At 67.7% G+C, this 11,906-nt stretch carries 8 protein-coding genes; 1 reads left to right on the forward strand and 7 read right to left on the reverse strand.

Going from position 1 to position 11,906, the window contains the following annotated elements:
* Positions 1-12: 12 nt before the first annotated feature.
* Positions 13-624, forward strand: coding sequence for a glutathione S-transferase family protein (locus MJ601_RS00265; RefSeq protein WP_242122589.1), 612 nt, complete (start codon positions 13-15; stop codon positions 622-624).
* Positions 625-644: 20 nt separating this feature from the next.
* Here MJ601_RS00265 and trxA read toward each other — a convergent pair whose 3' ends face one another.
* The 7 genes from trxA to MJ601_RS00300 are packed head-to-tail and all read right to left on the reverse strand — an operon-like array spanning position 645 to position 11,878.
* A complete protein-coding gene (gene trxA, locus MJ601_RS00270; protein WP_242122590.1) occupies positions 645-965 on the reverse strand; it encodes a thioredoxin TrxA in 321 nt (106 codons plus the stop codon).
* Positions 966-993: 28 nt separating this feature from the next.
* Positions 994-4,437, reverse strand: coding sequence for a double-strand break repair helicase AddA (gene addA, locus MJ601_RS00275; RefSeq protein ID WP_242122591.1), 3,444 nt, complete (start codon positions 4,435-4,437; stop codon positions 994-996).
* Positions 4,418-7,393 (reverse strand): double-strand break repair protein AddB, encoded by a 2,976-nt coding sequence (gene addB, locus MJ601_RS00280; RefSeq protein ID WP_242122592.1) that lies wholly within the window; start codon positions 7,391-7,393, stop codon positions 4,418-4,420. Before addB ends, addA begins: the two co-directional genes overlap by 20 nt.
* On the reverse strand, positions 7,386-8,099 hold the full coding sequence (locus tag MJ601_RS00285) for a nucleotidyltransferase family protein (protein WP_242122593.1): 714 nt from the start codon (positions 8,097-8,099) through the stop codon (positions 7,386-7,388). Before MJ601_RS00285 ends, addB begins: the two co-directional genes overlap by 8 nt.
* The gene (locus MJ601_RS00290) at positions 8,096-9,082 is read right to left on the reverse strand and encodes an aminoglycoside phosphotransferase family protein (protein WP_242122906.1); all 987 of its coding nucleotides are present in this window, start codon (positions 9,080-9,082) and stop codon (positions 8,096-8,098) included. The genes MJ601_RS00285 and MJ601_RS00290 overlap by 4 nt, the downstream gene beginning before the upstream one ends.
* The gene (gene tsaE / locus MJ601_RS00295; RefSeq protein WP_242122594.1) at positions 9,079-9,537 is read right to left on the reverse strand and encodes a tRNA (adenosine(37)-N6)-threonylcarbamoyltransferase complex ATPase subunit type 1 TsaE; all 459 of its coding nucleotides are present in this window, start codon (positions 9,535-9,537) and stop codon (positions 9,079-9,081) included. The genes MJ601_RS00290 and tsaE overlap by 4 nt, the downstream gene beginning before the upstream one ends.
* A complete protein-coding gene (locus MJ601_RS00300) occupies positions 9,530-11,878 on the reverse strand; it encodes a sensor histidine kinase (protein ID WP_242122595.1) in 2,349 nt (782 codons plus the stop codon). The genes tsaE and MJ601_RS00300 overlap by 8 nt, the downstream gene beginning before the upstream one ends.
* Positions 11,879-11,906 lie beyond the last annotated feature (28 nt).

The following is an 11,906-nucleotide window of genomic DNA, read 5'->3' on the forward strand; positions in this document are numbered from 1 at the left end:
AGGGATGAAGACATGCTGACGATCTGGGGTCGCCTCAATTCCCATAATGTGAAGAAGGTGGCCTGGTTCGCTGGCGAGATCGGACTTCCCTATGTCCGCCATGATGTCGGCGGCCCGTTCGGCATGAGCGACGCCTATGTCGCGATGAACCCGAACAGGTTGGTCCCGACCATAGAGGATGGCGATCTGCTGCTGTGGGAGTCAAACGCGATCCTGCGCTATCTGGCCAGCCGTTATGCGCCTGGAACGATGTGGCCCACTGATCCCGCGCTACGGGCCAAAGGCGACAAATGGATGGACTGGCAGTTCAGCTTTGCCGATGCGCAGCGGGACGCCTTTGTGAACCTCGTCCGCAGAAAAGCCGAAGACCGGGACAGCGCCGCGATCGCCCGTTCCGCCCGGCAATCCGGCGATGCCATGCTGATTCTGGACGGGGCGCTCGCCACGCAGCCCTGGCTGTCGGGGGAGGCGTTCGGCGTCGCGGACATACCCATGGGCACCTATGCCCATACATTCTTCACGCTGGAGATGGAGCGGCCCGATGTGCCGCATGTGCGCGCCTGGTACAACAGGCTCCGGGAAAGGCCGGCCTATGCCGAAACGGTCATGATCCCGTTGACATGAGCCGGCCCTTCGGGTCCTGATCAGAGGACGCTTTCGATCCAGCCCTTGAGCGCGCTCTTGGGCGCGGCGCCGACCTTGGTCGCGGCCGCCTCGCCATTTTTGAACAGGATCATCGTCGGAATGCCGCGCACGCCATATTTGCCCGGCGCGTCGGGATTTTCGTCGATATTGATCTTGGCGATGGTGACCTGGTCAGCCAGTTCCTCCGAAATCTCTTCCAGAGCGGGGCCGATCATCTTGCAGGGGCCGCACCATTCCGCCCAGAAATCGACGAGGACGGGCTTGTCCGCCTCGATGACGTCCTGCTGGAAGCTGGTATCCGTGACTGCCTTGGTAGCCATATGCTTATCTCCTTGCTTGGGCAGATATCTAGGACGGCTGCGCATCCGGCTCAACGGGCGGAAGCGGCAAATTCTCCTGTCCGTGCGAAAAGCCCGGCTTGTGGCGGGCCAGCAGTTCGGGCGGCAGGGTGATGAGGCGCGGCGCAGCGGTGTAGAGCAGCGACGCCTCGATCCGCCGGCTGGGGAAGATGACCTGCAACGCAGCGGCATAGGCGGCCATCTGTCGGACATGGGCGAGCGGAACTTCGTCCACCATCAGCGGCGAGACCCGGCCGGTCTTGAAATCGACCAGCTGGATGAGGTCATCGCCGATCCGCAGCCGGTCGACCGTGCCCGCAATCACGGCATCGCCGACGACGGCGGCAATCGGTGCCTCGGCCAGCGCATCGTTTCCGAAAAGCTCGGAAAACCGGGGATCTTCAATCACGCGCAAGGCTTGGCCGATGACGTCATGGCGTTGCGTGGCATCGGCCAGCCCCTGTTGCGCGAGCCAGCGATCGGCCCTCTCCCGGCGCCTGTCGGCTGGAACATCGGCCAGCCGTTCGAACAGCCGGTGCAGCCAGCGGCCGCGCTCCGCCGCATCGCGCATGGCCGGGGTCGGCGGCGGATAGGGAATGTCATCCTCCACCGCAGCGGAAGGAGCCAGCGGGCGCGGCGGCCGCGCTTCGGCGGGCGCCGGACGGCGGAGCCAAGCCGGTTCGTCATGGCGCGATCGTTGTTCGGCAATGGCCGGATCGGGCGCCTTGGGCGGCAATATCTCATGCCCCGTCCACCGGCGCCGGGCGCCCCATAGCGGATCGGCTTCCCAATCCGCGCCCAGCGATACCAGCGCGCCTTCGACCGCCGCATACCAGCTTTCCGGCTTCACCTCTCCCTTGGCGCGAGGGCCAAGCGAGCCGGTCACCACCAGCCTTTCCTCCGCGCGGGTCAGCGCGACGTAGAGCAGGCGCCAATGCTCGGCGCGCTCGATCGCGCTGGCCTCTTCGGCGACCTGGCCGATCGGACCCTGTTTTTCCGCCTTGCGCGGGGCGATGATCGGCAAGCCGTTCCACAGCAGCGAATCCGCCCGGTTGCCCGCATCGGGATCGAGGCAGGCATCGGCCAGAATGACGATGGGCGCCTGCAGGCCCTTGGCGCCATGAACCGTCAGCAGCCGCAGCGAGTCGGTCTGCGCGGCGGCATCGCGGACGATTTCCACCTCTCCCCGGTCGAACCAGTCGATGAAGCGTTGCAGCGACGGATGATCGTCGCTTTCAAAATCGAGGGCCGCGTTCAGCAACTCCTCGATCGGATCGGCGGCTTCCGCGCCCAGGCGCTCGATCAGCCGGCACCGGCCGTCCATCGGGCCGGACAGGATTGCCTCCAGATAGCGATAGGGCGTGGTGAAATCGGCCTGCCCCAGCAATTGGCGCAGCGGTTCCAGCAGCGAGTCATCCTGCGTCTGCGTCAGATGCTGCCAAAGCCCGATGCGACGGCCAAGCAGCCGCTCCATCAACTCGTCCTGCGTCCAGCCGATCAGCGGCGACACCAGCAACGCGGCGAGGTTCAGGTCATCTTCCGGCTGTACCGCAAAGCGCAGCGCCGCCAGCAGGTCCCGCACCGCGAGCGGCGCATTGAGCCGCAACCGGTCGATCCCGGCGACGGCCACCTTCTCCTCGTAAAGCCGCGCCACGATCAGCCGCGCCAACTCGCTGCGGCGGCGGACGAGGATCATGATGTCGCCTGCCGTCACCGGGCGGCCCCGGCTCTCCAGCATCAACCCGTCATCGATCCACTGCCTGATCTGGCGGGCGATATTCCGGGCGAGTTGCCGTTCCTGATCTGCCGCCCAATCCTCTTCACCTTCCACATCATCGGCCAGCGCTGCAATGGCGGGTTTCCAGAGCAGCACTTCGCCTGGGAAACGATTGGCGCTGACATGGCGCACCTCGCCCGGATCAAGGCCGAACCGCTCCGCATTGAGCGTTGCAATGGTGCGATCGACCACCTCCAGCACGGCCGGGGTCGAACGGAAGCTGCGCTCCAGCGACAATTCATGGAAAGGCCGGCCGGACTGCCGGATATCCCGCCCGAACAGGATCTGCGCGGCGGCGAAATTCTGGGGACTGGTGCCCTGAAAGCCGAAGATCGCCTGCTTATAGTCGCCGACGGTGAAGATGGTCCGCGATTTTTCGCCCGGTTCCCACTCGGCGACGAAAAATTCTTCCGCGATGGCGCGCACAATCCGCCACTGGTCGGCATTGGTGTCCTGCGCCTCGTCCACCAGGATATGGTCGATCCGCTGGTCGAGCTTGAAGCGTATCCAGTCCGCAATGCCGGGTTGCGACAGCAGGGCGGCGGTGTGGGCGATCAGGTCATCGAAATCGACCGCGCCCGCCAGTTGCTTGGCCTCGCCATAGGCAAGGGCATAGGCCCTTCCCGCGTGCAGCGCCTGCCCGAGCAGCGCCGCATAGTCGGCGCGGACCCGCAGACCCAGCAGCGCCGCGCAGCGTTCGTGCATCCGCGCGATGGCGTCGGCATAGCCATCGACCGGCGGCGCCCACCCCTTGGCCGTGGAGATCAGCTCGCCGTCGGATTTGGCCCATATGGCATGAAGATCGGCCAGCGAGGCGGCCCGCTCCGCCGGATCGAGGCTTCGCCAGCGTGCGATCCGATCGCAGCGCTCCAGTGCCCGGCCCGTACCCCAATCGGCATTGGCCTGCGCGATCCAGGCAAGCGTCCGCATGTCGAACATATCGTCGGCGCATTGCCCGGCGATATGCGCGCTGATGTCGCCTTCAGGCAGGCCGAGTTCGCGCATCAGCCAGGGCGTGATCTCCTCCGGCAGGGCCTTGAGCGCATCAAGCCGGGCGGCGCAGCGGAGCAGGAAGCCCTCCGCGCCACCCTCCCCCATGCGCAGGCTCAACGATTGCAGCGCGCCGATCAGCCTGTCATCGCCCTCATCCTGCGCGACCACCACCATGTCGGCCAAGGTCTGGCGGGCCAACGTCGCCTGTTCGCGCTGGTCGAGCGGCAGGAATCCGGGCGGCAGATCGGCCTCCAGCGGGAAGGCGGTCAGCAATTGCTGGCAGAAGCCGTGGATCGTCTGGATATGAAGCCCGCCGCCGGTCGATTCCAGCACTTCGGCAAAAAGGCGGCGGGCACGGTCGCGCGCTTCGGGGCCGGACTCCTCGCCCAGCGCTTCCAGATCGTGGAAGAGGTCGCCCTCCTCCATCTGCACCCAGGCGGCGAGCCGGTCGTGGATGCGATCGGCCATCTCCGCCGCGCCAGCCTTGGTGAAGGTGAGGCACAGGATATTTCCCGGCCGTACGCCCTGCAGCAGCAGGCGGAACACGCGGGCGGTCAGCACATGGGTCTTGCCCGTGCCGGCGGATGCCGACAGCCAGACATGGGCGTCGGGCGCAGCCGCCTGTGCCTGCGCGCCCGCCAGCGGTTGCAGGGCTTTGGCCTTCCTAGCCATCGTCCCGGCCATACCATTCCTCCAGCCGCATGAGCTGGTCATAGTCGCCATAGTTGGCGACTTCCGGGTTCACCTGCGCGGCGAAGGGCGCCGATCCGGTCAGCCATGCGGCGGCGACCTCCTCGAATTGCGCAAGAACGTGCGACGTGAAATCGGCGGTGATGATCTTGTCCCGCTTGCCCAGCGGATCGACCGGGCTTTCGCGATAGCCGAAGGCATCGCCCTTCTTGGCGAGCGACCAATATTCGAAGGCATTGGCCACGGGTGCTGCATCGGTGCCGGGAAAGCCGCCATGTTCCGCGATCAGCCCCAGCAACCCGAGTTGTAACGCGAAACCGGCACGCACCTGCCGGGCGCTGGGCGGCTTGCCGGTCTTATAGTCGACGATGCCTATCCTGCCATCAGGCAGGCGGTCGATGCGGTCCGCCTTGCCGGTCAGCGTCACGCCCGCGATTTCGGCGCGGCCTTCGGTTTCGACGGCCAGGATCGTGCGTCCCGCCGCAAGATCGCTCGCCACTTCCGCCGCGATCCAGCGGATGGCCTCGATCAGGCGCGGCTGCCACAGCGCCCTCAGCAGCGGATGGACATCGGGCCGGTCGAACATGGCGCGGGCGCGGGCTTCCAGATCGGCAAGGTCTCCCCTGCCCGCTTCCGCCCATTGCTGCAGGATTTCATGCACCGCCGTGCCGCGCCAGGCTGGCCCCGCATCGGCATCCACCGGATCGAGCCGGGCCAGACGCAGGATGCGCTTGGCGTAAAAGGCATAGGGATCGGCCTTCAGCCGGTCGACATCGGTGACGGGGATCAGCTTCGGGCGAGCCGGAAGCGGCGGCACCGGCGCGGGGCGCCGGGCTGGCCGATGCTCTGGGGCATGGTCGATCGCCTGCGCCAGCGCGGCATAGCGATCGGCGCTTTTCCATTGCGGCCCCGCCATGGCCTTCAGCCGCAACCAGAAGCGGGAGGCAACCGCGGGACCGCCCGATCCTCGCCGTGCGCGCGTGATCAGAACCTGCGGCGCACCCAGCGCGCTCGCGAAATCATGCGCGGCAAGGCCGATGCGGCTTTCCAGTCCGGGCAGGCCGAGTTCGCGCCTGATGCGCGGCGCGAGCCAGGGATCGGGTGCGGGCAAGCCCGGCCATGTCCCTTCATTGAGACCGCCCAGGATCATGAGGTCGGTCTGCACCAGCCGCGCTTCGATGAGGCCGAGGATGCTGACGCGGGGATGGCCGCCCTGCGGCGGGCGGACCGACAGGCCACCCAGCATATGGTCGATCAGCGCGGGCAACGACCGGACATCGGCCTGGCGCGGGCCTTCGCTCGCCGCCTGCTCGATCTCGGCAAAGAGGTCGGCGGCGGCATGGCCCTGATGCCCGGCCCAGACGGCATCCTGCGACAGCCGCCCGGCTTGCTCGCGCAGGGCGGCAAGCTGGGCTGCAAGGTCCGGCGCCGCCTGAAAGGCCTGTTCCAGCGGCTCCAGCAAGGCGCGGGCCTGGGGCCACCAGTCACGGGTCCGCGCGCGCAGGACGCGCTGCCGGTCCTCGCCCTCCCGTTCGCCAAGCAGCAGGTCGATGCCGCTGATCCCCGCCTGCGGCCTTGGCCCGCGCAGCAGCAGGTCCAGCCCGCGCACGCCCTCCAGCCAGGCGACGCGCCCTTCCCCCCGCATCACCAACGGGTGTTTCAACAGCGTCAGCAAAGCGACGGGCGCAAAGCGCTCGGCCACCGCTTCGGCCATGGCGATCAGCAGCGTGCCCGGCGGCAGTCGGGACAATGGCTGACCGGCCGAATCGTCAGCCTCGATCCCCCAGCGCCGCAGATGGGCGGACACGCGGATGGCAAGCTGCCGGTCGGGGGTCACGAGGGCGGCAGTGCGCGCCTCGGTCTCCACCGCTTCCCGCAGCGCGATGGCGATGGCTTGCGCTTCCTCGCCCGCCGTCGCAACCTCCAGCGCCTCGACCCCGGCCAGCGAGCGGTCGGCGGCCTTGAGGTCGCGCCAGCGGCTGGTGAGCCGCGGCGGCAGCATCGCGTTGGAAATGTTCCGTCCCCGCACCGCCCGCGCATCATGCTCGCTGCCCCAGCGCCAGAGCGCCACATCGTCCCGCGTCGCGCTCATCCTGTCGAGCAGGCGCTTCAGCGCATATTGGGGATGGGTCTCATGTCCCGCGGGCGCGCGGCCAGTGATCGGATCGGGATCGAACGGCCCGATCGCATCCCAGCTTTCCGCGTCCATCTCCTGGTCCAGACCGGCAAAGACCACGGAACCGCTCCGCATCGTCGCGATCCGGCGGAGCAGCGCTGCGATGGCCGGTGCCGTCGTGGAGATGCCCGCCGCGATCACGAAGCCGGCGGGCGGCTCCTTCGCCCAACGGGCCGCGACCCGGTCGAGCAGCCGGTTGCGGCGGTCGGTGAGATCGATGCAGCCCAGCCGCGCCAGTTCCTCCGGCCAGCGGGCCAGCAGGATCGAGAAGAGGTTGAGCGACGTCTGCCAATGCTGCGACAATTCGTCCGACAGGCGGATGTCCGCCAGCGCAGTGACGGGCACCCTCTCCACCTGCATCTGGTCGAGCACCGCGCCCAGCGCCTGCCCCAGCTTGAGCGCCTGCCCCGCATCAACCGGATGGGCCGAGGCCTGCTGCACCATGCGCGCCAGAATCATCTGGCGACGCATCGGCGGGATGGCGGGCGGAATCGCCTCCCCCTCCTCCAGCGGATCAAGCGCGCCGCCGACCTGCTCCCCCAGATCGGGATCGCCCAGCGTCACCAGCCGGGGCAGCAGCAGCCCGCCGCCGGATTTGCGGACGAAGGCGTCGCCGACCGCGCGCACGGCCCGGTTGCTGGGCAGCAATATCATGCCCTGCGCCAGCCGCATCGGATTGCCGCCATGCCGGGCGAGAATGCCGGCTACCAACGCATCGGAAAAGGCGCGGTGCGCGGGAATGTTGAACAGGGCCGGACGGGTGCGATCACCCATGGGCGATCATCGACTCCACGACCGGAATGGCCTGCGGCGTGCCGACATCGAACCAGAGGCCCTGATGCGAGACCCCGTATAGCCGCCCCGCCTCTATGGCGCGATTCCAGAAGATATTGGTGGAAAACACCTCCGACGGCGGGTCCACCAGCAGGCCGGGCGACATGATCTGCACACCAGTGAAGACGAAGGGGGCGACATGGGCGGTCTTGCGCCGGGTCAGGCGGCCATCGGCGGCCATATGGAAATCGCCAAGCCCCGTGTGACAGGTCGCGCGGGCCAGCGGCACCAGCAACAGCAGCGCGTCCATCCGATCCGGGTCCCAGATCCGGCGCATCATGCCGAAAGTTTCCTGCGGCCCGTCCACCCACAGATTGTCGCTGTTCACGCAGAAGAATGGCGCGTCGCCCAGTTGCTCTTTCGCGTGGATCAGGCCGCCGCCAGTCTCCAGCAGCTTCTTGCGTTCGTCGGAGATCGCGACCTGCATGACGCCGTTGCAATGCGCCTGGAGATGCGCCTCCACGGTGTCGGCCAGATAATGGACGTTGACGACGACTTTCCTGATGCCGCCCGCCGCCAGCCGGTCCAGCGCATGGTCCATCAGCGGCTTGCCAGCGACCTTGACCAGCGGCTTGGGCCGAGTCGCGGTCAGCGGGCGCATCCGCTTGCCCAATCCGGCGGCCATCAGCATCGCGGTGTCGATCATGCGGGGACGAATCCCTGCAGGGCATGATGGCGCTGGTCCGTAGGGATGTTGGCCGCGAACCATTCCGCCACCGGGCCAAGCGCCGGATGGGCAAGGTCGCGCTCCAGCAGATCCCACATGCGGGGCAGCATGGAGAGGTAACGCGGCTTGCCGTCGCGCTTCCAAAGGCGCGTGAAGATGCCGATGATCTTCGCGTTGCGCTGGGCGCCCAGCACGGCATAGGCCGCGTCGAAATCGGCCGGCGGGTTCGCGATGGCGCGATAATGGGCGAGCATCGCTGCCTCCACCTGCGGCGGCACGTCACGGCGCGCATCCTGAAGCAGCGAGACGAGATCATAGGCGGGGTGGCCAGCCAGCGCGTCCTGGAAATCCAGCAGGCCCAGGCCATGCGACCCTTCCCGGTCGATCAGCATGATATTTTCCGCATGATAGTCGCGCAGCACGGTCACGACCGGGCTGGCCGACCGTTCGACGACCGGCAGCACGGCATCCCAGGCGCGAACATAGGCATCTTCATCGACGGCAAGGCCGATGGCTGGGCAATACCATTCGGTCAGCAGCCCTGCCTCGCGCTGATAGACGGTGCGATCATAGGACGGAACGTCGGCGGCGGGCAGGCGATGCAGCGCGGCCAGCAGGTCCACGGCGCGGCGGTACACACCCAGCTCCGCGGCAGGCTCCTCCTCGACATGTTCCTTGACGCGCAGGTCGCCGAAATCCTCGATCAGGACCAGCCCTTCCTCCAGATCGCGGGCCAATATCTGCGGCGCGGCAAAGCCGTTCCCGGTCAGATGCTCGGCAATGGCGATGAAGGGGCGCGGGTCTTCATGGGGTGGCGGCGCGTCCATCAGAACCGCGCGGCGGGGACCATCGATCACGCGGAAATAGCGGCGGAAGGAGGCGTCTCCCGCCAGCGGCACGATCGCCGCATGGCCCCATCCCGCCTGCGCGAGGAAAGCGGGGGCAGCGGCGGGCGGGATCATATCTGTGACCATCGCTCCGTCCAAGCGCCGGGCACGCGCGCTGTCAAGCGCCGAGCGCCGTCGGGTGCGATGTCGATGTGGAAACGCAGGGCATCGGGCCAGGCGCCCTCGCCCAGGCGGTCGGGCCATTCGACGATCAGCAGGCTGTCCATCGCATATTCATCCAGCCCCAGTTCCTCCGCCTCCTCCGGCCCATCCAGCCGGTAGAGATCGACATGGGCGACGGGCAGGCGGACCTCCGGAACAGCATAGGGCTGGACGATGGCGAAGCTGGGGCTTGGCGCCTCTTCCTCCAGCCCCAACCCTTCCAATATACCCCGCGCCAGCGTCGTCTTGCCCGCGCCAAGACCGCCTTCCAGTGCGATGACGTCGCCGATCCGGACCAGCGCCGCCAGCTTCTGCCCGAAAGCGAGCATGGCCGCCTCTCCGGCGAGGATGATTTCCGTCTCAGCCACGGGGCAGCTCGATCACGACCATGGTACCCTGCCCCGGTTCCGACACCAGTTGCAGCGTGCCGCCATGCGCCTCCGCCAACTGCTTGGCGAGCGGCAGGCCGATGCCTGCCTTGCCGCCGTTGCGGGCCTGCTCGGTGCGGGCCGTCGCGTCGAAGATCGTCGCCTGCCGGTCCGCGCCGATGCCGGGGCCGTTATCCGACACGACCAGCCGGGCCTTGTCCCCCTCGCCGTCGCCGTGCAGCAGCACCCGCCCCCCGCGGCTGCAATAGCGCACGGCATTGTCCAGCAGATGATCGAGCATCTGCGCGATCCGGCGCTTGTCGCCCTGCACCGTGCCCAGCGAACCCTGGATCGTGACGGCCAGATCGATCCCCTTGGCGGAGGCATCGCCGCTGATCCGGGCCACGGCATCGCGGGCTTCGGCGGCCAGGTCCACCGGCGCCTTTTCGACCGGCAACATGCCCGCCTCCCCCTGCGTCAGATCCAGCACATTGTCGATCAGCATCGACAGGCGACTGGTGCTCTGAAGGATGCCGTCGACATATTCCCTGGCGGAATCGCTCATTTCCCCGGCATAGCCAGCGCTCATCATCTCAGCGAAACCGGCGATGGTGGTTAGCGGCGTGCGCAACTCGTAGCTCATGTTGGTGACGAACGCGGTCTTCACCTTGTCGGCCTGTTCCAGCGCGTCGTTGCGGTCGCGCAATACCTGCTCGACCCGGCGGCTGTCGGTCACGTCGAGCATGGTGAACAGCGCATTGCCGTCGGGCAGCGGAATGGCGGCGAACTCGAAAATCCGTCCGTCCGCGAAGCCGACATGGCCGACCCGCTGCTTGCGCTCGACCGTGGCGGCGCGGACCAGCTCGCGGACAAGGTTCGACTGCTGCGGCTTGGCAAGGCGGGACTGGACGGCGCGCATCAGTTCGTCGATGCGTGGATGCCTGGCGAGCAGATCCTCCGAAACGTCCCAGATAGAACGGAACCGGCTGTTCCACAGCGACAGGCGGCCGTCGGAAGAAAAGACACCGATCGATTCGAACAGATTGTCGAAGGTCGCCGTGCGGACGCGCAGCAGCGTGTCGCGCGCACTGGAAAGCTGAACCTGCTCCGTGCGGTCCTCGAAGATCAGCAGCAGCCCGCCATCGGGCAGCGGTTGGGCATAGACGCGCAAATGAGTGCCGTCGGCCAGCAGCCAGTTTTCCTCCCTGGGATCGGGCGAGAGGAACCAGTCCCGCCGCTCTGCGCGCCAGGCAGGGAAGTCTCGGTTTTCGGGAAGGCGCCGCGCCTCCCGCATCTGGTCCAGCACCCGTTCGAACAGCGGATTGTCGGCCAGACGTTCCTGATCCAGCCCGAACAGGCTCATGAAGGGCTGGTTCCAGAAGCGCAGCGCGCGGTCGGAACCGAAGCGCGCCACGCCTGCCGACAGGCGGTCCAGCAGGTCGCGTTGCGCCGCCTCCAGCCGCCGATGCTCGACCCGCGCCTGTTCCAGCTCATTCTGGTCCATCGCGAAACCGGCCACGCCCGCTGCGCCCAGCGGAACATCGACCACGCGCATGGTGCGGCGCTCCCCGTCGATCGTGGCCGGCACCATGCGGTCGATCGGGCTTCCGTCGGTGAGGGTCTGGGCGGCGGCCGCCTGCGGGGTCAGGCCGCCGATGGTTTCGACCAGTTCCGTTCCGTTGGCGATGACATCGCGGGCACTATCGCCATCGACGGCCCGCACATAGGCGGTATTGACCAGGCTGAGGCGCATGTCCGCCGTGCGATGCCACATCGGGAAGGGCGCGGCCTCGACCAGCCCGGCCAACGCCTCGAGCGCCTCACGAAGCTGCTCCACCTTGCCCTTGAGCGCCTGGATTTCCGACTGGCTGTCGGTCGCGTCGAAGATCCAGAGGACGACGCCACCGCTTTCCGCCAGGATCGGCCCGGCGGGTGCGCCGCGCACCAGCAGCAGGCGGGATGAGCCGGCGCCGCGCACGGCCAATGCGAAACTGCGGCCTGCCTGCTGGGCGGCGGCGATCTCCCGCGCGAGGGCGGCGGCATCGTCCGCTTCCAGCCCACCGTCGGGCGCGGTCAGTTCGGACACGAAGGTCGGCGCACGGTCCTTGCCCAGCCATTTGGCCAGCCGGTCCGCCGCCTCCATCCGTCCGTCGGGATGGATGACGATCGGCGCTGCGGGCGCCGAGGCAAGCAGGACCGAGAGCCGGTCGAGCTTGCCCTGCGCCTGCATGCCTTCGCGGCGCCTGCGCTGGCCGCTGGACAGCGCCCAGAGGGCGGCACCCAGCCATCCGGCCAGCACGACGCCCAGGATCACGGCAGCCAATGGGGTCAACGACGTCATTGCGCCCTACTTCACCCTCATCGCGAAA

It is taken from the genome of Sphingobium trunci (assembly GCF_022664535.1).
GTDB lineage: Bacteria > Pseudomonadota > Alphaproteobacteria > Sphingomonadales > Sphingomonadaceae > Sphingobium.